We start from the raw sequence: 22,405 nt of genomic DNA on the forward strand, positions 1-22,405 counted from the left end.
CATGTAAACTTCCGCGCTCGATTCAGGCCTCGCGCGGTGCTGTATGGCGCACACGCCAGTATTCAACGGGTGTGCGGTTGATGCGGAGTTAAGACAGTTGTGTCCCGACCTCTATCGCCGACGAGCCTTTGTAATGGTTTGTATCCGATAGGATAAGGAGCGTCATGCACACGTTTGGTAATCGTCGAGACATAGACGGGATGCGGGCCCTGGCCGTTATCCCAGTGGTGCTGTTCCATTTTGGCTTTAGCGCGTTCAGTGGTGGTTTCGTCGGTGTCGATGTTTTCTTCGTCATTTCAGGCTTCTTGATCACTGGCATCCTGTTTCGAGAAATAAACGCACAGCGCTTCAGTTTCCTGGATTTCTGGGGCCGCCGTGCTCGGCGGATCCTGCCAGCACTGAGCGTGGTACTACTGGTGACGCTAGCCCTGGGCTGGCTGCTGCTGACGCCTAAGGATTACTCCGAACTGGGCAGGGCGACGCGTTACCAGGCGCTGTTCATTTCAAATCTCCTGTACATGCGCCAGGACGGCTACTTCGAGCCAGCATCGGATCTCAAACCCTTGCTGCATACATGGTCGTTGGCCGTCGAAGAGCAGTACTACATCTTCTTTCCATTACTCATGATGGTGCTGATGCGCTATCTGCGGCATTGGCGCTGGGTGTTGTTTGCGGTGTTGCTGGTCTCGTTCGGATTGAATGTCGGGCATATCGATCGCAAGCCCGAGGTCGCGTTCTTCTCACTGCCGGCGCGCGCCTGGGAACTGTTGTGCGGCGCAATGCTGGCCGTCTTGCCGGCATCGAAAAGCGCTGTCAGGCCCTGGATTTACCAGGTGGCTGGGTTGGCTGGGTTGGCGGCTGTCCTGGTGGCGGTATTCACTTTCGATGCGTCGACAAAATTTCCCGGGTGGGCCGCGTTGCTGCCGGTACTCGGTGCGACTGCACTGATCTGGTCCGGGGCGCAGGGCTCGACATGGGTCGGGCAACTGCTGAGTACGCGCGTGATGGTCTGGATCGGCTTGCTCTCCTATTCCCTGTACCTGTGGCACTGGCCGGTCTATGTTTATGCCAACGCCGTCTCTGCCGATGGCATTCAGCCGCTTGAGGCCGCTGCCTGGATAGCATTGGCGTTAGGGCTGGCATGGGTAAGCCTGCGTTTCGTCGAACTGCCCTTTCGCGAAAAGCGCGTGTTGGCCGGCCGCAATGCCCTGCTGGTCGGTGCCTTGGTGGCAATTGTGGTACTGGCGGCGATGGGCGCAGTGGTTCGATCCCAAGAGGGATTTCCCCAGCGGCTCTCTGCCAAGGAAATGGAGTACGCCCAATCCAGGGATTGGAATGCGGGACAGGAAGGCTGCATGGTATTGAGCTTCAACGATACGCATCTGGACAAAGCCTGTCTGGCGGGCAAGGGCCAACAGGGCCCGGCGACGCTGCTGTTCTGGGGCGATAGCCATGCCGCGGCATTGTGGCCGGCGATTCAGGCCACGGCCAAAAGCCAGGGCCGGCAGATATGGCTCTACAGTATGAGCGCCTGTCCGCCGATCTTGAGCTCGGCCCCGCGTGAGCGGTGCACGTCTTTCAACGAGCGAACCATGAAGCGGGTGGTCGAGTTGGGGATCAAGCAAGTCGTATTAGCCTCCAACTGGGGGTATTACATGTACAGCTTCGAGGGCGCCGATAAGAGGATGATGCTTAACCCTCACGACACCAAGCAGCAGGCAGAGCAGCGCCTGGCGGCCGGAGTGACAGCACGTGTCGCGGCGTTGCGCCAGGCAGGCGTGGAGGTCTGGCTATTCAAGCAGGTGCCGCTGCAGCGCAAAGGCGCCGTCGAACGACTGACCAGTCTGGCCAGAATAGGGCGTTCACCCGAAGGGCTGGGCCGTCCGCTTGACGAGCATCTGGCGCGTGATCGCTTCATCAATACGTTGTTCGACTCCCTGAGTGCGGCTGACCCAGGCGTGCGTATCATCGATCCGACATCACTGATGTGCCCTGACAAGATATGTAATATCGAGGCCGACGGGCACCTGCTCTACAAGGACGTAGATCATCTCTCGGACTTCGGGGGGGCTCGAATGAGCCCGCTTTTCGCTCCGTTGGCGCACGGTGTTCAGTAGGATTGAGGACGGCCACGCGCTCACAGTGCTGCAGTTTGGCCCTCAGAACGGGTAGGATGTACACCTATTTTGGGGGTGGCGTCTTTAATGAAATTCAAGGATCTGCGGGATTTCGTGCAGCAACTCGAGCAGCGTGGCGAGTTGAAACGTATTCAGGTACCGATTTCTCCGATACTGGAAATGACCGAGATATGCGACCGGACGCTGCGCGCCAAAGGGCCCGCGTTGCTGTTCGAAAACCCTGTGGGGCATACCATTCCCGTGCTCGGCAACCTGTTCGGCACTCCGGGGCGGGTGGCGTTGGGCATGGGCGCCGAGGACGTCTCGGAGCTGCGTGAAATCGGCAAGCTGCTGGCCTTCCTCAAGGAACCGGAGCCGCCCAAGGGGCTCAAGGATGCCTGGTCGAAGTTGCCGATCTTCAAGAAGATCATCGCCATGGCGCCCAAGGTGGTCAAGGATGCGCCCTGTCAGGAAGTGGTCCTCGAAGGCGACGATGTCGACCTCGGCATGTTGCCCGTGCAGCATTGCTGGCCTGGCGACGTCGCGCCGCTGATCACCTGGGGGCTGACGGTGACGCGCGGGCCCAACAAGGAACGCCAGAACCTGGGCATCTATCGCCAGCAGGTCATTGGCCGTAACAAAGTGATCATGCGCTGGTTGAGCCACCGTGGCGGTGCGCTGGACTATCGCGAGTGGTGTGAAAAACATCCGGGCCGGCCATTCCCGGTGTCGGTCGCGCTGGGCGCCGACCCGGCGACTATCCTCGGTGCCGTAACGCCGGTGCCTGACAGCCTTTCCGAATATGCCTTTGCGGGCCTGTTGCGGGGCAATCGTACCGAGCTGATCAAGTGCCGTGGCAACGATTTGCAAGTGCCTGCCAGTGCCGAGATCGTCCTCGAGGGTGTGATCCATCCGGGTGAAATGGCACCTGAAGGCCCGTACGGCGACCACACCGGTTACTACAACGAAGTCGACAGCTTCCCGGTGTTCACCGTCGAGCGCATCACCCACCGGATCAAGCCGATCTACCACAGCACCTACACGGGCCGGCCGCCGGATGAGCCGGCGATCCTCGGCGTGGCGCTGAACGAAGTGTTCGTACCGATCCTGCAGAAGCAGTTTCCGGAGATCACCGACTTCTACCTGCCACCCGAAGGCTGCTCTTATCGCATGGCCATTGTCACGATGAAGAAGCAGTACCCTGGCCATGCCAAGCGGGTAATGCTGGGTGTCTGGTCGTTTTTGCGACAGTTCATGTACACCAAGTTCGTTATCGTCACCGATGACGACATCAACGCGCGGGACTGGAACGACGTGATCTGGGCTATCACCACGCGCATGGATCCAAAACGCGACACCGTGATGATCGATAACACCCCCATCGACTATCTGGATTTCGCCTCGCCGGTGTCCGGTCTTGGCTCGAAGATGGGCCTGGATGCCACCAATAAATGGCCGGGCGAGACCACGCGTGAATGGGGTCGGGTCATCGTCAAGGATGAAGCGGTCACTCGCCGCGTCGACGAACTCTGGAATCAACTGGGAATAGACTGATGCGCGTGACTTTGCAGCCTTGCGGCGCGGTGCTCGACACCTTGCCCGCCGAGCCAATTCTGGCAGCGGCCCAGCGCCTGGGTTACGAGTGCCCGAACAGCTGCCGCAACGGTAATTGCCACGTTTGTTCGGCGTTGCTGGTTGAGGGGCGGGTGCAGCAAGAGGGAGAAGTGCGTGTACAGGGTGAAATCTACACCTGCGTTGCCGAGCCCCTGGAAGACTGCGTCGTTCTGTGGGATGGCGTTCTTGCCTTGGGTGAGTTACCGGTTCGCAGTTTCGCTTGCCAGCTGAGCGAATGCGTGGCGGTGGGCGGGGATGTCTGGCGGGTGCGTTTGCTGGCGCCAGCCGGCAAGCCGCCGCGCTACCATGCTGGCCAATACCTGATGCTCGAGCGCGACAATGGCGAGCGTTCGGCGTTTTCCTTGGCGTCGGCGCCCCATACCGGGCGTCAGCTGGAACTGCACGTATTGGTGCGCGAAGACAGTGCGCGCAACCTGATCGCCCAGTTGCAACGCAACAACGGCGCGCGTCTGCAATTGCCGTTCGGTGATGCGCATCTGGCCGAATTGCCTGACGCACCGCTGGTATTGATTGCCGCAGGCACCGGGATGGCGCAAATGCACAGCCTGATCGAGCATTGCCGAGCCAAGGGTTTTGCTCATCCGGTGCACCTGTACTGGGGCGTGCGGCGGCCCGAAGACTTCTACGAAATCGAGCACTGGCAGGCATGGCAACAGTTGCCCAACTTGTTCTTGCACAAGGTGGTCAGCGATCTTTGCGGCTGGGAAGGGCGGTGCGGCCTGTTGCATGAAGCCGTGTGTGAGGACATTGCCGATCTTTCCCAGGCTCATGTGTATGCCAGCGGTTCACCGGCGATGATCTACGCCACGCTCGACGCACTGGTGGCGGCGGGGATGGACGCGCATCAGATGCGTGCGGATGCGTTTGCCTACGCGCCGCGGTCCTGAATCATGACAGGGCGCGCTGTGGTACCGGATGTATATGAATTTGTATATTTTTATTTACGAATGCCTGAGAGCACTCCCTGCAATAGTGCAACTTTTGATACCTCGCACTTATTTAGGGCTTTATAACAAATTTTAAAACGGATAGTTATAACCAAGACTAAGGGCTTGTTTTTCTGTGGGTATCTGCCGTACGGTAGTCATCAGTACCCTGTCATCGGTTAGAGTAAGTTGTCCTTTCAACTCACGGGGATATCAGGCGTCTGCTTATGTCCGCTATTGAAACTGCACATTTGAATGCGATCTATCCGCCCAGCCTCGATCTGGGGCCGCAACTGACTGATGAGCAGTTGGCGCACTCTCTCGACTCCACCATGGGGCTGCACAAAGGTGGGCCAGTCTGGCTGTTCGCGTACGGCTCGTTGATCTGGCGCCCCGAGTGCGCGGCCGTCGAGCGTCGGCGCGCGCGGATCCATGGCTATCATCGTGGCCTCTACCTGTGGTCTCACGAACACCGTGGCACCCCAGAGCAGCCCGGCCTGGTTTTTGGCTTGGACCGCGGCGGCTCCTGCAGCGGTTTCGCCTTTCGCCTGCCGGAGGAGCATCTGCGTGATTCGCTGGTTGCCCTGTGGAGGCGCGAGATGCCTTATCCCTCCTATCGCCCGCACTGGCTCAATTGCCGCCTCGACGATGGCAGCAAGGTGCAGGCGTTGGGCTTCGTACTCGAGCGTCATCTGCCCAGCTATGCCGGCAACCTGCCGGATAATCTGCTGACGCAGATACTTGCCAATGCCAGTGGGCGCTTCGGCACTACCCGCGAGTATGTCGAGCAGACCATCAGCGCCTTGCGCACGCACGCCATGCCGGACCGCAATCTGGAGGCGCGTATCAAGCGCTGCCATTGCTCGTCCGCCGCCGAACGGATTCAGGTCACTGGCCTGGACGTACCGCGCCTTTAAGGCATCAAACCTGCCCTATACCTTTCCTGCTGGCTGCCGATAACTCTGGCATCGAGGGGTATAGCGCTCCTTCTCATCGACACCACCGCCCGATTTTGATTTGGGTGTCGGGGTGTTTATGCTGTGTTCATTTTGCGAGGAGCGAAACATTGAAATCGTTGATCCTGATGTTGCTGGCGCTGTCCGCGCCAATGGCCGCCATGGCCAATGAAGAGGCCAAGGAAGGTGCCGGGCCGGTCGTTACCTATTACTCGCTGACCCCGCCACTGGTGGGCAATTATTCGCTGGACGGCGGGCCGAAACTGCACGTCTACAAGGCTGATATCGCCCTGAAAGTGACCGGTGCCGAGGCGCTGGCGGCGGTCAAGCACCACGAGCCGCTGATTCGCAACAAGCTGGTGCAGTTGTTCACTCAGCAGACCGTGGATTCGATGAGCAAGTCCGACTCCAAGGAAGCCCTGCGCCAGGAAGCGTTGAAAGAGACCCAGCAGGTGCTCAACGACGAAGAAGGCAAGCCGATAGTTGAAGACCTGCTGTTCAATAACTTGATCGTCCAGTAGTAACGGTCAACGCAACAAACCGAGGACGGCGGCCCACTGCTCGGGTGTAACCGCCATCACCGACAGGCGGCTGCCTTTTTGCACCAGGGCCAGCTCCGCCAGTGCGCTCTGCAATTTCAGGGTGCCGAGGGCGATGACCTTGGAGAAGGTCTGGACGTGGCCGACATCGATCGCGCTCCACGGGTTTTTCTCAGGGCTGGCTTTAGGGTCGTGATAGTGGCTTGCTGGGTCCAGCGCCGTCGGGTCGGGGTACGCCTCGCTGTCGATGCGGGCGACGCCGGCAATTCCGGGTTCGGGGCAGCTTGAGTGGTAGAAGAAGAACTGATCGCCGGCGGCCATGCTGCGGATGAAGTTGCGCGCCTGGTAGTTGCGTACGCCATCCCAGCGGGCATGGCCCAGGCGCTCAAGATCGGTGATGGAGAGCTCGTCGGGCTCGGATTTCATCAGCCAGTAGGCCATGACAGTTCCTCGAAATGTTCGTCTCAGATCATTATTACAGGATTACAATTTACCGACAGCCGGTATCGCGCCACCATTTGCGCGATGAGGCGGGTTGTCGCAGAATGCGCCAACTTTTGATTCAGACACTGCCGTCCGGCCATTGACTACTACATCCGGCGACAGGATTTTTCATATTCATTTTTTGGGGGTTGTAGATGCGTCGCAAGCCGGATTTGTTGTGGGTGTTGGTTGCGTTGTTGGGTCTGGGTATCGTGACTACCGGTTATGCGCAGAGTTTCTGGGATCGCAAGGCCGATGAGCCGGCGCCTGTGGTTGCACCCTTGCAGCATCGCTGAGTCTACCGGCCTCTTCGCGGGCAAGCCTCGCTCCCACAGTCGTACACCTGTAGGAGCAAGGCTTGCCCGCGAAGGGGCCCTTGAAATCTACCCCTTCTGCGCCAGATACCATCCCTTGTCTGTCAGCGTACCCTGCAACGGCACGTCCCAGCTGGCCTGGGATAGCTTCTCCACTTTCTGACATTCGTGAGCCAGCCCCAACAGCACCGGCTTTTGCCAGGCGCTGCGCCGGCCTCTGTACGCCAGGCTGCGGTCATAGAATCCACCGCCCATGCCCAGGCGTCCGCCGGCTTCATCGAAGCCCACCAGCGGCAGCAGGACCAAGTCCAGCGCCCACACTTTTCGCTGCTTTGCGCGATCGATGTGCGGCTCTGCGATGCCGAAGCGATTAGGGCGCAGTTTTTCCCCCGGCAGCACTCGTTGGAACACCATCCGGGTTCGTGGCCAGTCATTGAGCACCGGCAGATAGGTGTGCTTGCCGCGACGCTGTGCCGCACGCAATAACAGCCGTGGATCGATTTCGGCGTCGTTGGGCAGGTACAAAGATACGTGACGGCTGCGGCGAAACAGTGGGTGCTGGGCAAGTTGGCGGTACAGATCGAGTGCCGCCCGACGTTGCTGCACAGGCGTCAGGGCGCGGCGTGCATCACGCAATTGGCGACGCAGTTGCACACGCGTAAGGGGCGCAGAAGAAGTCATCGGGGTAAGTGTCCTGAGGCGCAAGGGCTGCGGCAGGCGGACCGGGCAACCCCCGCCGGAGCCAACAAGGGCAGGGGTTTGAAGAAAGGTGCTCCCCGACGAACCGCTGTCGGTGTAGCCCTTGAACCCGAAAGTTCAAGGTGGAGATTACAGGAGGCCTTAAGGCTTTCCGTCGAGCGGACATGCACACCGGCCCCACGTGCAACCCCCGTGGTTGTGCGTATCGGCTCAGGGACATGACCGACTGGCAAGCACTCCAGGGAGCGGTTGCCAGTATACCCCAAAGCGAGCGCGGAATCAGCCCTTGGGTGCGTCGGCATCGCTGGCCAACGCCAGATCGACACGGTCGAGCAAGTCGCGAACCTGCTCGCGAGTCGAGCCGTCGGCGGCTGCAGGCGCATCCTGGCGGTGCAGCAGATCATGGGTGATATTCAGCGCGGCCATCACCGCAATACGGTCGGCGCCGATGACTTTGCCGCTGCTGCGAATCTCGCGCATCTTGCCATCCAGGTAACGCGCCGCGCCCACCAGATTGCTGCGTTCTTCCTGTGGGCAAATGATCGAATACTCTTTGTCGAGGATCTGCACGGTGACGCTATTGCTTGAACTCATGAGTCTTGCTCCAGGGCCTTGAGGCGCGAAATCATCGATTCAACCTTGCGCCGGGCGATTTCATTTTTTTCGATCAGATGCGCGCGCTCCTCGCGCCAGGATTTTTCCTGAGCTAGTAGGAGTCCGTTTTGCTGTTTTAGTTGCTCGACTCGATCGATCAATCGTTCAAGTCTGTCCATCAGGAGGTTCAGGTCGGTTTGTTCCATGGGGCTGTTCGATTCGGTCCTGGAGGATGAAATATGGTCCGAATGCGGGTGGACCTGGAGGCTTGTAATAGTCGGCGGCGGCGTCGATGGTCTTGGCGTGCCTGCCGGTGCTAGGATACAAGGCCTTCATTCTAGACATTGCGCCGCTTGGCGCCTAGTTATCATGCCTATACAGAATTCCCCGTATCACGCTTTTGCCGCATTGCTCAACACTGGCGACCATCCGGTATCGCCCGCCGAACTGCATGGCCTGCTGCTCGGCCGCAGTTGCGGTGGCGCCGGTTTCGACAACGACACCTGGATCGCCGATGCTGCCGACCTGCTGGGTGGCGAGCCCCAGGACAACATCCGCCAGGCGCTGATCGGTCTGCAAGAGATGGTCAAGGGCGAGCTCACCAGCGACGACATGACCGTGGTCCTGCTGTTGCCGAGTGATGACACAGCCCTCAAGGAGCGCGCCGAGGCCTTGGGCCAGTGGTGCCAGGGCTTCCTCACCGGCTTCGGTATCGCTGCGGGCGACACTGCTTTGAGCACCGATGCCATGGAAGTGCTGCAGGATCTGACCGCCATCGCTCAAGTCCAGGATGCCCTCGACGAATCCGATGACGGCGAGAACGACTACATGGAAGTCATGGAGTACCTGCGCGTCGCGCCATTGCTGCTGTTCACTGAGCTGAACAAGTCGGCGGCGCCGGTCGCCAAGCCAACGCAGCACTGATCCAGACTTTTCAGCCATTGCCGACAGGGGAATCGCTTCGCCCATGATCCATATCCCGAAGTCCGAATACGCCCGGCGCCGCAAAGCGCTGATGGCGCAGATGGAGCCCAACAGTATCGCCATTCTGCCCGCTGCGGCGGTGGCGATCCGTAACCGTGATGTCGAGCATGTGTACCGCCAGGACAGCGATTTTCAGTACCTGAGCGGCTTTCCCGAGCCCGAGGCCGTGGTGGCCCTGATCCCCGGCCGCGAGCATGGCGAGTACGTGCTGTTCTGCCGCGAGCGTAACCCCGAGCGCGAGCTGTGGGACGGCCTGCGCGCTGGCCAGGAAGGGGCGATTCGCGATTTTGGCGCCGATGATGCGTTCCCTATCGCCGATATCGATGAAATCCTCCCGGGCCTGATCGAGGGCCGCAATCGCGTTTACAGCGCCATGGGCAGCAACGCCGAGTTCGATCGCCATCTCATGGAGTGGATCAACACCATCCGCGCCAAGGCCAAGATGGGTTCGTTGCCACCCAAGGAATTCGTCGCCCTCGACCATCTGCTGCACGACATGCGTCTGTACAAGTCGGCGGCCGAGCTCAAGGTCATGCGCGAGGCCGCGGCCATTTCCTGCCGCGCTCATATCCGTGCGATGCAGGCGTGCCGGGCGGGGCTGCATGAGTTCAGCCTCGAAGCCGAGCTGGAATACGAATTCCGCAAAGGCGGTGCGCGCATGCCGGCCTATGGCTCCATCGTCGCGGCCGGCCGTAACGCCTGCATCCTCCACTATCAGGAGAATGCAGCGGTGCTGAAGGATGGTGACCTGGTGCTGATAGACGCGGGCTGCGAGATCGATTGCTACGCCAGCGACATCACCCGCACCTTCCCGGTCAGCGGGCGGTTTTCTGTCGAGCAGCGGGCGATCTATGAACTGGTGCTCAAATCCCAGGAAGCCGCTTTTGCCGCTATCGGCCCGGACAAACACTGGAATCAGGCCCACGAGGCCACTGTGCAGGTGATCACCGCCGGCTTGGTAGAGCTGGGCCTGTTGCAGGGGACAGTGGAGGAATTGATCGCCAGCGAAGCCTATCGCGCTTTCTACATGCACCGAGCCGGTCACTGGTTGGGGCTGGATGTGCACGACGTCGGCGAATACAAGGTTGGCGGTGCCTGGCGGGTGCTGGAGGTCGGCATGACCCTGACGGTCGAGCCGGGCATTTATATTTCGCCGGACAACCTCAATGTTGCAAAAAAATGGCGAGGCATTGGCGTGCGTATTGAAGACGATGTGGTGGTCACCCGCCATGGCTGCGAGATCCTGACCAATGGCGTGCCCAAGACCGTCGACGAAATCGAGGCCCTGATGGCCGCTGCCAGAACCCAAGCCGCATGAGCCGCGTCAACATAGCGATCATCGGCGGTGGCCTGGTGGGAGCCAGCCTGGCCATGGCGTTGCAGGCTGGCGCCAAGGCGCGTGGCTGGAGCATCAGCCTGATCGAGCGTTTTGCCCCCGGTGACGCTTACCAGCCCAGCTATGACGCGCGCTCTTCGGCGTTGTCGTTCGGTACCCGGCAGATCTACGACCGCCTGGGTCTTTGGCAAGCAGTCAGTCGCCATGCGCAGCCGATCAAGCAGATTCACGTCTCCGACCGTGGCCGTTTTGGCGTGACGCGCTTGAGTGCGATCGAAGAGGGCGTGCCCGCGCTCGGCTATGTGGTGGAGAATGCCTGGCTAGGCACTTGCCTGTGGCAGGGACTCGATCCGGAGGTGGTCTCCTGGCATTGCCCGCGCGAAGTACGCACCCTGCAGACCCTGCCCGATGGCTACCAGTTGGTGTTGGATGACGGTACTCGCCTGGAATGCGATCTGGCGGTGGTGGCGGACGGTGGCCGTTCCGATCTGCGCGAACGACTGGGCATTGGTGTGCGCACTCGGCCCTATGACCAGAGCGCGCTGATCGCCAATATCACCCCAGGCGAATCTCACAATGGCGAGGCGTTCGAGCGCTTCACCGACGAAGGCCCGATGGCCCTGCTGCCGCTGCCGGAAAACCGCTGCGCATTGGTCTGGACCCGTCAGGGCATGGACGCGCAGCGGCTGGCCGAGTTGGACGACAGGCGCTTCTTGCAGGAGCTGCAAGGGGTCTTCGGCTATCGACTGGGCGCCTTGCTCAAGGTCGGCGCGCGGCAGCTGTATCCGCTGTCGCTGATCGAATCCGAAGAGCAGGTGCGCCCGCACTTGGCGGTGCTTGGCAATGCCGCGCACAGCCTGCATCCGATTGCCGGCCAAGGCTTCAATCTTTCGCTGCGTGACGTGCAGGCGCTGGCCGAGGCGCTGTTGGCCAGCCCCGAGCTCCCGGGCGACTTCGCGACTTTGCAGGGCTATCGTGAGCGTCAGCGTCAGGATCAACAATTGACGGTCGGTTTTTCCGATCAGGTCACGCGTTTGTTTGCCACGCCGCAGCCGCTGGTGGCGGCGGGGCGCAACCTCGGGCTGCTGGGGCTCGACCTGCTGCCGCCGGCCAAGCGCTGGTTCGCGCGGCAGGCCATGGGCCTGGGTACCCGTCCGGATCCTCGCCCCTGATGCCGGTTATTCTCTCTCCCATTCGGCGACCCGTGCGGTCGCCCGTCAAACAGGCTTGACCCCATGGAAACGCGCGCGGATGTGCTGATAGTCGGAGCCGGCATGGTGGGCAGCGCCCTCGCCTTGGCCCTGCAGAACAGCGGTCTGGAGATTCTTCTGCTCGATGGCGGGCCGCTGACGGTCAAGCCGTTTGCCGTCGATGGGCCCTTTGAACCGCGGGTCAGTGCGCTGTCGGTCGCCAGTCAACGCATCCTCGAGCGTGTTGGCGCGTGGGAGGGCGTCCGGCAACGGCGCGCCAGCCCCTACACCGACATGCATGTCTGGGACGGCAGCGGCACGGGGCTGGTGCACTTCTCGGCGTCCAGCGTCCACGCCGAGCATCTGGGGCATATCGTCGAAAACCGCGTGGTTCAGGATGCCCTGCTCGAATGCCTGCATGACAGCGACATCGGCTTGCTGGCCAATGCGCGTCTTGAACAGTTGCGCCACTCCGGGGATGACTGGCTGTTGACCCTGGCCGATGGTCGCCAGTTGCGCTCGCCGCTGGTGATCGCCGCCGATGGCGCGCACTCGGCTGTGCGGCGCCTTGCCGGTTGTGAAACTCGCGAGTGGGATTATCTGCACCACGCCATCGTCACCAGCGTGCGCTGCGACAAGCCCCACGCCGATACCGCCTGGCAGCGCTTCACCGATGACGGCCCGCTGGCCTTCCTGCCGTTGCAGCGCGGTGATGAACACTGGTGTTCGATCGTCTGGTCGATCACCCCGGTGGAAGCCGAGCGGATGATGGCGTTGAACGATGATGCCTTTTGCCGCGCGCTGGAGCGGGCCTTCGAGGGTTGCCTGGGCACCGTGCTGGCGGCAGATCCGCGCCTGTGCGTACCGTTGCGCCAACGCCATGCCAAGCGCTATGTCGACAATGGCCTGGCCTTGATCGGCGATGCCGCACACACCATTCACCCGCTGGCCGGGCAGGGCGTCAACCTGGGATTTCTCGACGCTGCGGTGCTGGCGGAAGAGCTGCTGGCCGCGGTGCAGCGGGGTGAGCGCTTGGCCGACATGCGCGTGCTGAGCCGTTATGAGCGTCGGCGCATGCCGCACAATCTGGCGCTGATGGCAGCGATGGAAGGCTTCGAACGGTTGTTCCAGGCTGATCGGCTGCCGTTGCGCTGGTTGCGCAACACGGGCCTCAAACTGGTCGACCAGAGCGCCCAGGCCAAGGCGCTGTTCGTGCGACAGGCGCTGGGGTTGAGCGGCGACCTGCCGGCGTTGGCGCGTCCCTGAAACATCTGGTAACTGCACGGCCGAGAGTTTGATTGTGATGCTAAATGGGATTCACTACCATTTCGCCTCATTTTCAAGCTGAGGCACTTCCCATGGCGTGCAAGCGATTCCTGGCCGCGCTGGCATTGACCCTGTTTGGCAGTCACGCTGTGGCGGCGGACGAAGTGGTGGTGTATTCGTCACGCATCGACGAACTGATCAAACCGGTGTTCGACGCCTATACCGCGCAGACCGGCGTCAAGGTCAAGTTCATCACCGACAAGGAAGCCCCGCTGATGCAGCGCATCAAGGCCGAGGGCAGCAATGCTACCGCCGATCTGCTGCTCACCGTCGATGCCGGCAATCTCTGGCAAGCCGAGCAGATGGGCATTTTGCAGCCCATCGAGTCGCCGATCATCGATGCCAATATCCCCGCACAATATCGCTCGTCCAGCCACGCCTGGACGGGCTTGAGCCTTCGCGCGCGGACCATTGCATACGCAACCGCTCGGGTAAAGCCGGCGGAGCTTTCCACCTATGAAGCCCTGGCGGACAAGCAGTGGGAAGGGCGTTTGTGCCTGCGCACCGCCAAGAAGGTCTACAACCAGTCGTTGACCGCCACCTTGATTGAAACTCACGGCAGCGAGCAGACCGAGCGGATCCTCAAGGGTTGGGTCAACAACCTGTCCACCGATGTTTTTTCCGACGACATTGCCGTGCTCCAGGCCATCGCTGCCGGGCAGTGCGACGTAGGTATCGTCAACACTTACTACTACGGGCGTCTGCACAAGCAGGACCCTGCATTGCCGGTCAAGCTGTTCTGGCCCAATCAGGATGATCGTGGCGTGCACGTCAACTTGTCAGGTATCGGCCTGACCCGACATGCACCGCATCCGGCAGCCGCCAAGGCGTTGGTGGAGTGGATGACTGGAGCCGATGCGCAGCGTATTTTCGCGGATACCAATCAGGAGTTTCCAGCCAACCCGAGCGTCGCGCCGTCCGCGGAGGTGGCCAGTTGGGGCGCGTTCAAGGCCGACACGCTACCGGTGGAAGTGGCAGGCAAACGCCAGGCCGAGGCGATTCGCCTGATGGATCGGGTGGGCTGGAATTGATCCTGCCGTTACCAGTAGCAAGGAGGTTTGCCCTCGATTCGGTGTGTCTGGCGCACCTCTGGGCCGGTAATTTTTTTCGGGGGCAAGCTTCCTTGCCAAAAGGATCTGCGTGTTGACGCGCTGGCATCTGCCGGTGTTCGCCGTCGCTGCGTTTGTGCTGCTGCCCCTGAGTGTATTGCTGCTGTCGTGGCAATCAATCGATATGCAAATCTGGGGGCATCTGTGGGATACCCAGATGCCACGGCTACTGGGTAATACGCTGGTTCTGATGTTGGGTGTTGGCATTGGCGTCACGGTGCTCGGGGTCAGTCTTGCGTGGCTGACCAGCCTCTGCGAGTTCCCAGGCCGGCGCTGGCTCGACTGGGCGCTGATGCTGCCGTTTGCAATCCCCGCTTACGTGCTGGCGTTCGTCTTCGTCGGCTTGCTGGACTTCGCCGGGCCGCTGCAAAGCCTGCTGCGCGAGTGGTTCGGTGTGGGTCTGCGGCTGCCGCGGGTGCGTTCCACGGGAGGAGTGATCAGCGTCCTGGTGCTGGTGTTCTATCCCTATGTCTACCTGCTTGCGCGTACGGCCTTCCTTGCCCAAGGCAAGGGCCTGATGGAAGCGGCGCGTGTGCTCGGGCAATCGCCCTGGCAGGCGTTCTGGCGGGTCGCGTTACCCATGGCGCGGCCGGCGATCGGTGCCGGGGTCGCGCTGGCGCTGATGGAAACCCTGGCCGATTTCGGCGCGGTGTCGGTATTCAATTTCGATACCTTCACCACGGCCATCTACAAGACCTGGTACGGATTCTTCAGCCTCTCAAGCGCCACCCAACTGGCGAGCCTGCTGTTACTGGCCGTGATGCTGGTGCTCTATGGCGAACGCCGTGCCCGAGGCGCCCATCACGCCGCCAGCGAGCGTCCGCGGTTGGGGGCGCTCTATCATCTGCGCGGCTTGAAGGCTGTGGCAGCCACCGCCTGGTGTTCACTGGTGTTCGCCTGTGCCTTTGCAATACCGGTACTGCAATTGCTGGTGTGGTGCTGGCAGCGTGGGCGCTTCGATCTGGACGAACGTTATGCCGCGTTGATCCTGCACACTTTGTATCTCGGTGCGATGGCAGCGTTGATCACCGTGGTGATTGCCTTGATGCTGGCTTTTGCTCGACGTTTTTCTCCAACGTCGGGAATACGTGCGGGGGTCAGTTTGGCCAACCTCGGCTACGCATTACCGGGGTCGGTGCTGGCGGTGTCAATCATGCTCGGGTTCAGCTACCTGGATCGGGTGCTGGTGGTGCCCGCATCCAGCGCGTTGGGGGGGGCCGGACGACCATTGCTGCTCGGCAGTCTCGCCGCGCTGCTGCTGGCGTATCTGGTGCGTTTCATGGCGGTCGCCTACGGGCCGCTGGAAAGCAGCTTGGCGCGGATTCGCCCTTCGTTGCCGGAAGCGGCGCAGAGCCTGGGGGCCGACAAGCGGACGGTGCTGCTGAGGGTGTATCTACCCCTGCTGGTGCCGGGCCTGATGAGCGCCGCCTTGCTGGTATTCGTCGATGTGCTCAAGGAAATGCCTGCTACCTTGCTGATGCGTCCCTTTGGCTGGGACACGCTGGCTGTGCGGATTTTCGAGATGACCAGCGAAGGCGAGTGGGCGCGCGCCTCGTTGCCGGCGTTGACCCTCGTGGCGGTAGGGTTGCTGCCGGTCATCGGCCTGATACGACGTTCGGCGCACGGCGCTGGTCGAAGCTGCTAGTGCCAGTGTCGTCCCTTGCAGCTACAATGCGCGGCATTCGGTGCGGACCGCTCACTCGCGACAGGGGTTGCGGGTGACGGTTATCTCTTTGTTTCATATGGTTTTTGGCTCGGACATTTCATTGAGCCTGAAGCGAGGGCCGCACCTTCGCCACGCCCGGAAGGAGACACCCATGGGACAGCGTACACCACTGTTTGATCTGCACCTCGCACTGGGTGCCAAGCTGGTGGATTTTGGCGGCTGGGATATGCCGCTGCACTACGGTTCCCAGGTTGAGGAACATCATCAGGTGCGTCGCGACTGCGGTGTATTCGACGTCTCGCACATGACTGTCATCGACGTGACCGGGCCTCAGGCCAAGACATGGCTGCGGCGCTTGCTGGCTAATGATGTCGAGCGTCTGCAGTCCATAGGGAGTGCGCTCTACAGTGCCATGCTGGAGCCTGAGGGTGGCATCATCGACGACATGATCGTCTACCTGACCGAGCAAGGTTATCGTCTGGTGGTCAATGCCGCCACCCGAGACAAGGACCTAGCCTGGATGCACGCGCAAGCCGTTGGCTATGACGTCCAAGTACGCGAGTGCGCCGACCTGGCCATGCTCGCCATTCAGGGTCCCAAGGCCCGGCAGCGTCTGGTCGAGGTGCTGGATCAAGCACGGGCGCAGCGGGTGCAGTCGCTCAAGCCATTTGAAGGTGCTGCCGAAGGCGACTGGTACATCGCCCGTACCGGCTATACCGGTGAAGACGGTGTCGAAATTATCCTGCCCGCCACGCAGGCGCCGGGGCTGTTCAACGATCTGGTCGGCGCTGGCATCCCTCCCATCGGTCTGGGTGCCCGTGATACCTTGCGCCTGGAAGCCGGTATGAATCTGTACGGCCAGGACATGGACGAGGTCAATTCGCCCTTGGCATCCAATATGGCCTGGTCGGTATGCTGGGACTCGGCCGAGCGTGACTTTATTGGTCGTGCAGCCCTCGAAGCTGAGCGCAGTACCGGTATCGAGCGCAAGCTGGTCGGCCTGGTGCTTGAAGAACGTGGTGTGTTGCGCGCTCATCAGGTGGTACGCATCAGCAAGATTGGCGAAGGGGAGATCACCAGTGGTAGTTTCTCTCCTACGCTTAGCAAGTCGATTGCTTTGGCGCGTGTGCCGATGGCTACCGCTGATCGTGCTGAAGTCGAAATCCGCGGCAAATGGTACCCGGTGCGCGTCGTAAGGCCGACGTTCGTACGTCACGGCAAAACCCTGATCTGATATTTTTTGGCGGCCTACCGCTGACCCTGTTGAGGACAACACTATGAGCGATATCCCAGCCGAACTGCGTTTCGCCGAGAGCCACGAGTGGGCGCGTCTGGAAGCTGATGGCACAGTGACCGTCGGTATTTCCGACCATGCCCAGGAAGCTTTGGGTGACGTGGTATTTGTTGAACTGACCGAGATCGGCAAAACCTTCGCTGCTGCCGATCAGGCGGGCGTGGTTGAGTCGGTGAAAGCGGCGTCGGACATCTATGCGCCTGTTGCAGGCGAAGTCATTGCCGTCAACGACGAGCTCCAGGGTTCGCCAGAGCTGCTGAACAGCGATCCTTACGGGGCTTGGATCTTCAAGCTCAAGCCGGCCAATGCAGGTGATTTGGACAAGCTGCTCGATGCGGCCGGGTACAAGGCTGCAATCGGCGAGTAAGCAGTGTCAGTACTGACAATTGTGGGAGCGGGCTCTGTCCGCGAAGGGTTCGGCAGCGCTGCGGAACTCTTCGCGGGCAAAGCCCGCTCCCACAATAGTTTTACTGCGAGCAATCAGTGATTCAGTTGTTATCTACAACCGCATTCTTGGCCAGGATAGCGTTGGCCAGATCCATGTCCGAAGCCTTCAAACTTGGATTCTCGGCGCGAACCTTGGCCATGGCAGCCTCCAGATAAGGGCCACGGATGTTGCCGTCGCTGGCAACGAAGCTGCCTGCGTCGTCCTGAGCGGCAATGATCATTTTGTGATCCTTGAACGTCAGGTAGGTCGAGCCCGTGGTGGCGCCGGACGACAGCACCTGACGCAGAAAGCCGTCAGCCATGGCTGAGCCGACAGGCAGGGAAAGCAGGGCGAGCGTGACAGCGGCGATCTTGAGACGCATGACGGAATACTCCAGTTTTATTATTCCTGATCGTTGGATAGGGGCACTAGGCATCAAGTTCCCCGTGGCGCTTTATTCAGGTACTACCAGCAATACGGTGCCGTCCAATCCGGTGACCTGGACCCGTGATCCGACCTCGGCGTCTGGCCCGCGTGCCAGCCATACGCCGTCACCGACTTTGACCTTGCCCCGGCCATCGACAATGGCGTCGGTGACGAGCAGGGTTCGCCCGACGAGCTCCTGACCGCGCATGTTCAGCCCTGGCTGATCGCTGGGGCGCGCCACACTGCGTTGCCTGCGCCACCAGTAGACCGCAGTCAACAAAGAGAGCACCGCGAACAGCGGTAGCTGCATGGCCCAGGTCAGTGCCGGCACGGCAAAGGTAATGACGCCAACCGCTGCGGCTGCAATGCCCAGCCATAACAGGTAGCCACCGGCACCGAACACTTCGAGGATCAGCAGCACCGTACCCAGTGCCAGCCAGTCCCAGAACGACAGATGTTGCACGAAGTCCAGCATCTTCAGGCCTCAGACTTTCTTGTTGTCGAACGTTGCCTTGATGATTTCTCCGATGCCGCCCACCGAGCCGATGATCGAGCTGGCTTCGAGAGGCATGAGGATGACCTTGCTGTTGTTCGCCGAAGCCAGTTTGCCCAGTGCATCGACATATTTCTGCGCCACGAAATAGTTGATGGCTTGCACGTTGCCGCTCGCGATCGCTTCCGACACTACCTGCGTCGCGCGAGCTTCCGCCTCTGCCTGTCGCTCCCGTGCTTCGGACTCCAGGAACGCCGCCTGGCGTTCACCCTCGGCTTCGAGAATCTGCGCCTGCTTCTTGCCCTCTGCGGTCAGTATGGCAGCGGCGCGCAGGCCCTCGGCCTCGAGAATCTGTGCGCGCTTGACCCGCTCGGCTTTCATCTGCCCGCTCATGGCCGCCATGAGGTCGGCGGGAGGGCTGATGTCCTTGATCTCGATACGGGTAATTTTGATGCCCCAGGGGGCGGTTGCTTCGTCCACGGTACGCAACAGTTTTTCGTTGATGCCATCACGCTGGCTGAGCATGGCGTCCAGCTCCATGGAGCCGAGTACGGTACGGATATTGGTCTGCAGCAAGTTGCGAATGGCATGCTCGAGGTTGTTGACCTCGTAGGCAGCCTGGGCGGTGTTGACCACCTGGAAGAAGCACACGGCGTCGATCTGTACCGTGGCGTTGTCGGCGGTGATGACTTCCTGTGGCGGAATGTCGAGCACGCTTTCCATGACGTTGATCTTGCGACCGATGCGGTCCATCACCGGCACGATGATGTTGAGGCCGGGCTTCAGGGTGTTGGTATAGCGGCCGAAGCGCTCCACCGTCCACTGGTAGCCCTGCGGCACGACCTTGAAACCCATGAAGATGATGGCCACGACCAGGCCGACGAAGAGCAGTAGCACGCTACCGATTTGCATGACGAATCCCTGTTCAAGATTGCTGAATCAATGATTGTGAGCGCTGTTGGGGCAGTGATCTAGCGGTAGTTTGTGTCAGCAAGTGATTACCCATGGTGCCGGCCATGCCTGACTACTTCACGCCGCTGTGGGGCGTCGTGCGCAGCACTTCCTCGACTGTGGTCTGGCCGTTGGCAACCTTCTGCGCGCCAGACACGCGCAGGCTGCGCATGCCTTCAAGGTAGGCCTGGCGCTTGAGGGCAGCGAGGTCGGTATCGATCTGGATGTGGCGCTTGAGGCTGTCGCTCAGGAGCATTATTTCGTACACCCCGGCACGGCCGCGATAGCCGGTCTCGCGGCATTCCGCGCAGCCTATCGCCCGTTGTGCACCGCTGGGCACCGGGGCTTGCCAGGGACGGGTCAGCTCGTGCCAATCGCTGGCCGCGAGCGTATACGGCGCTTTGCAGTGGTTGCACAGCGTGCGCACCAGGCGCTGCGCCATGACCCCCAGCACTGTGGCCTTGATCAGATAATGGGCGACACCCAGTTCGAGCAGCCGGCTGATCGCGCTCGGCGCATCGTTGGTATGCAGGGTCGAGAGCACCAGGTGTCCGGTGAGCGCCGCTTGTATGGCCATTTCAGCGGTTTCCAGGTCGCGGATCTCACCCACCATGATGATGTCCGGGTCCTGGCGCATGAGTGCTCGCACGCCGCTGGCGAAGGTGAGGTCGATATTGGCCTGGACCTGCATCTGGTTGAACGCCGGCTCGACCATTTCGATAGGGTCTTCGATGGTGCACAGGTTGACTTCGGGGGTGGCGAGCTTCTTCAGCGTGGTGTAAAGCGTGCTGGTCTTGCCCGAGCCTGTCGGTCCGGTCACCAGAATGATGCCGTTGGTCTGCCCGGTCATGCCTTGCCAGCGGCTCAAGTCGTCACCGCTCAGGCCCAGCGCGTCGTAGTCCCTGAGCAGCACCTCGGGATCGAATATTCGCAACACCATCTTTTCGCCAAAGGCTGTCGGCAGCGTCGCCAGGCGCAGTTCCACGTCACTGCCGCCGGGCGACTGCGTCTTGACCCTGCCGTCCTGAGGTTTGCGTTTTTCTGCGACGTTCATGCGCCCCAGGCTTTTCAGGCGGCTGACGATGGCCATGATCACCTGGGGTGGGAACTGGTAGACGTTGTGCAGCATGCCATCGATGCGAAAGCGTACGCTGCCGTGCTCGCGGCGCGGTTCGATGTGGATATCGCTGGCGCGCTGTTCGAAGGCGTAATGGAACAGCCAGTCGACGATGTCGATGATGTGCGAATCGTTGGCGTCGGGTTCACGATCACTGGCGCCGAGCTTGAGCAGTTGTTCGAAATTGCCCGGCGTCTTGTCGGTTTGATCGACGTGACTGGCACCACTGACCGATTTTGCCAGCCGGTAGAACTCCAGCGTGTAGCGCTGGATGTCGAGCGGATTGGCCAGTACCCGGCGGATCGGCTTTTGCAACGCATGACCGAGGTCCTGGAGCCAGGACGTTACATAGGGCTGCGCGCTGGCCACGGTAATGGTGCCGGCATCGGCTTCCACGGCGAGTATCCCATGGCGATGGGCAAAGGCATGGGACATCACCGGCGTGACGGCGGCGACATCGATTTTAAGCGGATCGATACGCAGATAGGGCAGCCCGGCCTGCTGAGCCAGCCATATGGTCAGCTGTTCAATTTCCAGGCTATGGCCCGGGTGGCTGAGATCGGCGATCTGTTGCCCGGCCATGAACTCCAGTGGGTGGCGATCACGGTGATGGGCCGACTGATACGCCTTGAGCAACGGCTCGCGAGTGTCGGCAAGGATGAAACCCTGGGCGATCAGCTCGTCCAGCAAGTCTCCAAGCCCCAGCGGGCGATCGGTGGTGGTCTGGCTCACTGCGCCCTCCCGGGCAGTGCCGTGGGGCGTCCTGCGCCACGTCTGGACAGCCAGAAGAGCAAAAACAGCGTGCCATGATCAATCGCGGCAATCTTTGCCGCAGATGTCAGGCCTGTGCCGCGTTATGACTTGCGCCGCCGACAGCTTTCAATGCTCCAGCCGGTTCGAGCTCGACTGAACACACTTCGACAAGATTGCGCATTTTTTGCGCTATCACTTCCGCGCGATGCCAAGTCACGTCGTGCAGTTCCAGTTCGATATGCAGGAGATCGTCATCGCGGACCATTTCGATGCGTTGGGCAATGAGGTATTGCATGGCAAACAGGTTGAGCAATCGACAGGGGACATCCGCCTGTGCCTCGGCCACCAGGCGAAAGCGCACTGCAGTGGTCGGGTTGCCCGCCGCCCAGACATCCGGGCGCGGGCAGGGATCGTTCATGGCGTGCAATGTGGTCATGGGCCGGCTCCTGATTCAGTCGGGCCATTGTTCCATGAGTATCGAGATATTTCTTAGCGATTATTTCGAGTTTTTCCGCTATTTTGAATTGATCATGCTCACTAAGTGCTTAACGAGATATTTCTATGCAAAGCGATCTAGATAACTACGACCGCAAGATTCTCGCGCTGCTGCAGGAAGATGCTTCGCTGTCCAGCGCCCAGATCGCAGAACAGGTCGGGCTTTCTCAGTCGCCCTGCTGGCGGCGGATTCAACGAATGAAGGAGGAGGGCGTGATTCGCGCCCAGGTGACCTTGCTTGATCGCAAGAAAATCGGCCTCAATACGCAGATTTTCGCGGAGGTGAAACTCAACGCTCACGGGCGCTCCAATTTTACCGAGTTCACCGAAGCGATTCGCGGCTTCCCGGAGGTGCTGGAGTGTTATGTACTGATGGGGGCGGTGGATTTTCTGTTACGGATCGTGACCCCGGACATTGAAGCCTACGAGCGGTTCTTTTTCGAGAAACTGTCGATGGTGCCGGGGATTCAGGAGGTCAACTCGACGGTGGCCTTGTCAGAGATCAAGTCCACCACGAGTCTGCCGGTGCTGCGCCCTGTGTAGCGAGGGGGCAAGCCCTCCTTCGCTACACCGGT

Annotated in this window: 24 protein-coding genes and 1 other RNA gene; 15 read left to right on the top strand and 10 right to left on the bottom strand. The window is 60.8% G+C overall.

The window, feature by feature from the left end:
* The first annotated feature begins 164 nt into the window (after positions 1 to 164).
* The 5 genes from LIX93_RS10910 to LIX93_RS10930 all read left to right on the top strand — a co-directional run bounded on the left by LIX93_RS10910 (position 165) and on the right by LIX93_RS10930 (position 6,155).
* Entirely contained in the window at positions 165 to 2,117 is a 1,953-nt protein-coding gene (locus LIX93_RS10910; RefSeq protein ID WP_226504049.1) for an acyltransferase family protein, read from the top strand.
* An 87-nt stretch (positions 2,118 to 2,204) separates the two neighbouring features.
* Complete coding sequence (gene ubiD / locus LIX93_RS10915; RefSeq protein WP_226504050.1) at positions 2,205 to 3,671, top strand: 4-hydroxy-3-polyprenylbenzoate decarboxylase; 1,467 nt, start codon at positions 2,205 to 2,207, stop codon at positions 3,669 to 3,671.
* Positions 3,671 to 4,639, top strand: coding sequence for a CDP-6-deoxy-delta-3,4-glucoseen reductase (locus LIX93_RS10920; RefSeq protein ID WP_226504051.1), 969 nt, complete (start codon positions 3,671 to 3,673; stop codon positions 4,637 to 4,639). The genes ubiD and LIX93_RS10920 overlap by 1 nt, the downstream gene beginning before the upstream one ends.
* 266 nt (positions 4,640 to 4,905) lie before the next feature.
* Entirely contained in the window at positions 4,906 to 5,595 is a 690-nt protein-coding gene (locus LIX93_RS10925; protein WP_226504052.1) for a gamma-glutamylcyclotransferase, read from the top strand.
* 149 nt (positions 5,596 to 5,744) lie between these two features.
* Positions 5,745 to 6,155, top strand: a complete 411-nt coding sequence (locus LIX93_RS10930; RefSeq protein WP_226504053.1) for a flagellar basal body-associated protein FliL — start codon at positions 5,745 to 5,747, stop codon at positions 6,153 to 6,155.
* 6 nt (positions 6,156 to 6,161) lie between these two features.
* Here LIX93_RS10930 and LIX93_RS10935 read toward each other — a convergent pair whose 3' ends face one another.
* Positions 6,162 to 6,614, bottom strand: a complete 453-nt coding sequence (locus LIX93_RS10935) for an EVE domain-containing protein (protein ID WP_226504054.1) — start codon at positions 6,612 to 6,614, stop codon at positions 6,162 to 6,164.
* A 197-nt stretch (positions 6,615 to 6,811) separates the two neighbouring features.
* Here LIX93_RS10935 and LIX93_RS10940 point away from each other — a divergent pair, with 197 nt between their 5' ends.
* On the top strand, positions 6,812 to 6,952 hold the full coding sequence (locus tag LIX93_RS10940; protein WP_226504055.1) for a hypothetical protein: 141 nt from the start codon (positions 6,812 to 6,814) through the stop codon (positions 6,950 to 6,952).
* Between the two features lie 87 nt (positions 6,953 to 7,039).
* Here the strand turns inward: LIX93_RS10940 and LIX93_RS10945 are convergent, their stop codons facing one another.
* From LIX93_RS10945 to LIX93_RS10960, 4 genes are all read right to left on the bottom strand, one after another.
* A complete protein-coding gene (locus tag LIX93_RS10945; protein WP_226504056.1) occupies positions 7,040 to 7,651 on the bottom strand; it encodes a 5-formyltetrahydrofolate cyclo-ligase in 612 nt (203 codons plus the stop codon).
* Positions 7,652 to 7,739: 88 nt separating this feature from the next.
* Positions 7,740 to 7,917, bottom strand: a non-coding RNA gene (gene ssrS / locus LIX93_RS10950) — 6S RNA.
* Between the two features lie 31 nt (positions 7,918 to 7,948).
* Positions 7,949 to 8,263, bottom strand: coding sequence for a cell division protein ZapA (locus LIX93_RS10955; RefSeq protein ID WP_226504057.1), 315 nt, complete (start codon positions 8,261 to 8,263; stop codon positions 7,949 to 7,951).
* Positions 8,260 to 8,469: a TIGR02449 family protein gene (locus LIX93_RS10960; RefSeq protein ID WP_226504058.1), complete on the bottom strand. Its 210-nt coding sequence runs from the start codon at positions 8,467 to 8,469 to the stop codon at positions 8,260 to 8,262. Before LIX93_RS10960 ends, LIX93_RS10955 begins: the two co-directional genes overlap by 4 nt.
* A 163-nt stretch (positions 8,470 to 8,632) precedes the next feature.
* Here LIX93_RS10960 and LIX93_RS10965 point away from each other — a divergent pair, with 163 nt between their 5' ends.
* From LIX93_RS10965 to gcvH, 8 genes are all read left to right on the top strand, one after another.
* The gene (locus LIX93_RS10965) at positions 8,633 to 9,187 is read left to right on the top strand and encodes a YecA family protein (RefSeq protein ID WP_226504059.1); all 555 of its coding nucleotides are present in this window, start codon (positions 8,633 to 8,635) and stop codon (positions 9,185 to 9,187) included.
* Positions 9,188 to 9,230: 43 nt separating this feature from the next.
* A complete protein-coding gene (pepP, locus tag LIX93_RS10970; RefSeq protein WP_226504060.1) occupies positions 9,231 to 10,565 on the top strand; it encodes a Xaa-Pro aminopeptidase in 1,335 nt (444 codons plus the stop codon).
* On the top strand, positions 10,562 to 11,755 hold the full coding sequence (gene ubiH, locus LIX93_RS10975) for a 2-octaprenyl-6-methoxyphenyl hydroxylase (RefSeq protein ID WP_226504061.1): 1,194 nt from the start codon (positions 10,562 to 10,564) through the stop codon (positions 11,753 to 11,755). The genes pepP and ubiH overlap by 4 nt, the downstream gene beginning before the upstream one ends.
* A gap of 63 nt (positions 11,756 to 11,818) precedes the next feature.
* On the top strand, positions 11,819 to 13,039 hold the full coding sequence (locus LIX93_RS10980) for a 2-octaprenyl-3-methyl-6-methoxy-1,4-benzoquinol hydroxylase (protein WP_226504062.1): 1,221 nt from the start codon (positions 11,819 to 11,821) through the stop codon (positions 13,037 to 13,039).
* A 92-nt stretch (positions 13,040 to 13,131) separates the two neighbouring features.
* A complete protein-coding gene (locus LIX93_RS10985; RefSeq protein ID WP_226504063.1) occupies positions 13,132 to 14,130 on the top strand; it encodes an extracellular solute-binding protein in 999 nt (332 codons plus the stop codon).
* A gap of 112 nt (positions 14,131 to 14,242) precedes the next feature.
* Positions 14,243 to 15,853 (top strand): iron ABC transporter permease, encoded by a 1,611-nt coding sequence (locus tag LIX93_RS10990; protein WP_226504064.1) that lies wholly within the window; start codon positions 14,243 to 14,245, stop codon positions 15,851 to 15,853.
* Between the two features lie 172 nt (positions 15,854 to 16,025).
* A complete protein-coding gene (gene gcvT / locus LIX93_RS10995; protein ID WP_226504065.1) occupies positions 16,026 to 17,108 on the top strand; it encodes a glycine cleavage system aminomethyltransferase GcvT in 1,083 nt (360 codons plus the stop codon).
* Between the two features lie 43 nt (positions 17,109 to 17,151).
* Positions 17,152 to 17,535 (top strand): glycine cleavage system protein GcvH, encoded by a 384-nt coding sequence (gcvH, locus tag LIX93_RS11000; protein ID WP_226504066.1) that lies wholly within the window; start codon positions 17,152 to 17,154, stop codon positions 17,533 to 17,535.
* A 121-nt stretch (positions 17,536 to 17,656) separates the two neighbouring features.
* Here gcvH and LIX93_RS11005 read toward each other — a convergent pair whose 3' ends face one another.
* The 5 genes from LIX93_RS11005 to LIX93_RS11025 all read right to left on the bottom strand — a co-directional run bounded on the left by LIX93_RS11005 (position 17,657) and on the right by LIX93_RS11025 (position 21,771).
* Complete coding sequence (locus tag LIX93_RS11005; protein WP_226504067.1) at positions 17,657 to 17,977, bottom strand: DUF2388 domain-containing protein; 321 nt, start codon at positions 17,975 to 17,977, stop codon at positions 17,657 to 17,659.
* 72 nt (positions 17,978 to 18,049) lie between these two features.
* A complete protein-coding gene (locus LIX93_RS11010) occupies positions 18,050 to 18,496 on the bottom strand; it encodes an NfeD family protein (RefSeq protein WP_226504068.1) in 447 nt (148 codons plus the stop codon).
* A gap of 9 nt (positions 18,497 to 18,505) precedes the next feature.
* Positions 18,506 to 19,426 (bottom strand): SPFH domain-containing protein, encoded by a 921-nt coding sequence (locus tag LIX93_RS11015; protein ID WP_226504069.1) that lies wholly within the window; start codon positions 19,424 to 19,426, stop codon positions 18,506 to 18,508.
* A 112-nt stretch (positions 19,427 to 19,538) separates the two neighbouring features.
* Positions 19,539 to 21,314, bottom strand: a complete 1,776-nt coding sequence (locus tag LIX93_RS11020) for a GspE/PulE family protein (protein WP_226504070.1) — start codon at positions 21,312 to 21,314, stop codon at positions 19,539 to 19,541.
* A gap of 106 nt (positions 21,315 to 21,420) precedes the next feature.
* Complete coding sequence (locus LIX93_RS11025; RefSeq protein ID WP_226504071.1) at positions 21,421 to 21,771, bottom strand: hypothetical protein; 351 nt, start codon at positions 21,769 to 21,771, stop codon at positions 21,421 to 21,423.
* Positions 21,772 to 21,896: 125 nt separating this feature from the next.
* Between LIX93_RS11025 and LIX93_RS11030 the strand changes: the two genes are divergently transcribed.
* The gene (locus LIX93_RS11030) at positions 21,897 to 22,373 is read left to right on the top strand and encodes an Lrp/AsnC family transcriptional regulator (protein WP_226504072.1); all 477 of its coding nucleotides are present in this window, start codon (positions 21,897 to 21,899) and stop codon (positions 22,371 to 22,373) included.
* Positions 22,374 to 22,405: the final 32 nt, after the last annotated feature.

It is taken from the genome of Pseudomonas sp. MWU16-30317, assembly GCF_020515695.1.
In the GTDB taxonomy this organism is placed as follows: Bacteria; Pseudomonadota; Gammaproteobacteria; order Pseudomonadales; family Pseudomonadaceae; genus Aquipseudomonas.

Bases quoted from the DNA above. Each gene is read 5' to 3' on its own strand.
- LIX93_RS10910 (WP_226504049.1), top strand. From the start codon at position 165: ATGCACACGTTTGGTAATCGTCGAGACATAGACGGGATGCGGGCCCTG.
- ubiD (WP_226504050.1), top strand. From the start codon at position 2,205: ATGAAATTCAAGGATCTGCGGGATTTCGTGCAGCAACTCGAGCAGCGT.
- LIX93_RS10920 (WP_226504051.1), top strand. From the start codon at position 3,671: ATGCGCGTGACTTTGCAGCCTTGCGGCGCGGTGCTCGACACCTTGCCC.
- LIX93_RS10925 (WP_226504052.1), top strand. From the start codon at position 4,906: ATGTCCGCTATTGAAACTGCACATTTGAATGCGATCTATCCGCCCAGC.
- LIX93_RS10935 (WP_226504054.1), bottom strand. From the start codon at position 6,614: ATGGCCTACTGGCTGATGAAATCCGAGCCCGACGAGCTCTCCATCACC.
- LIX93_RS10940 (WP_226504055.1), top strand. From the start codon at position 6,812: ATGCGTCGCAAGCCGGATTTGTTGTGGGTGTTGGTTGCGTTGTTGGGT.
- LIX93_RS10945 (WP_226504056.1), bottom strand. From the start codon at position 7,651: ATGACTTCTTCTGCGCCCCTTACGCGTGTGCAACTGCGTCGCCAATTG.
- LIX93_RS10955 (WP_226504057.1), bottom strand. From the start codon at position 8,263: ATGAGTTCAAGCAATAGCGTCACCGTGCAGATCCTCGACAAAGAGTAT.
- LIX93_RS10960 (WP_226504058.1), bottom strand. From the start codon at position 8,469: ATGGAACAAACCGACCTGAACCTCCTGATGGACAGACTTGAACGATTG.
- LIX93_RS10965 (WP_226504059.1), top strand. From the start codon at position 8,633: ATGCCTATACAGAATTCCCCGTATCACGCTTTTGCCGCATTGCTCAAC.
- pepP (WP_226504060.1), top strand. From the start codon at position 9,231: ATGATCCATATCCCGAAGTCCGAATACGCCCGGCGCCGCAAAGCGCTG.
- ubiH (WP_226504061.1), top strand. From the start codon at position 10,562: ATGAGCCGCGTCAACATAGCGATCATCGGCGGTGGCCTGGTGGGAGCC.
- LIX93_RS10980 (WP_226504062.1), top strand. From the start codon at position 11,819: ATGGAAACGCGCGCGGATGTGCTGATAGTCGGAGCCGGCATGGTGGGC.
- LIX93_RS10985 (WP_226504063.1), top strand. From the start codon at position 13,132: ATGGCGTGCAAGCGATTCCTGGCCGCGCTGGCATTGACCCTGTTTGGC.
- gcvT (WP_226504065.1), top strand. From the start codon at position 16,026: ATGGGACAGCGTACACCACTGTTTGATCTGCACCTCGCACTGGGTGCC.
- gcvH (WP_226504066.1), top strand. From the start codon at position 17,152: ATGAGCGATATCCCAGCCGAACTGCGTTTCGCCGAGAGCCACGAGTGG.
- LIX93_RS11005 (WP_226504067.1), bottom strand. From the start codon at position 17,977: ATGCGTCTCAAGATCGCCGCTGTCACGCTCGCCCTGCTTTCCCTGCCT.
- LIX93_RS11010 (WP_226504068.1), bottom strand. From the start codon at position 18,496: ATGCTGGACTTCGTGCAACATCTGTCGTTCTGGGACTGGCTGGCACTG.
- LIX93_RS11015 (WP_226504069.1), bottom strand. From the start codon at position 19,426: ATGCAAATCGGTAGCGTGCTACTGCTCTTCGTCGGCCTGGTCGTGGCC.
- LIX93_RS11025 (WP_226504071.1), bottom strand. From the start codon at position 21,771: ATGACCACATTGCACGCCATGAACGATCCCTGCCCGCGCCCGGATGTC.
- LIX93_RS11030 (WP_226504072.1), top strand. From the start codon at position 21,897: ATGCAAAGCGATCTAGATAACTACGACCGCAAGATTCTCGCGCTGCTG.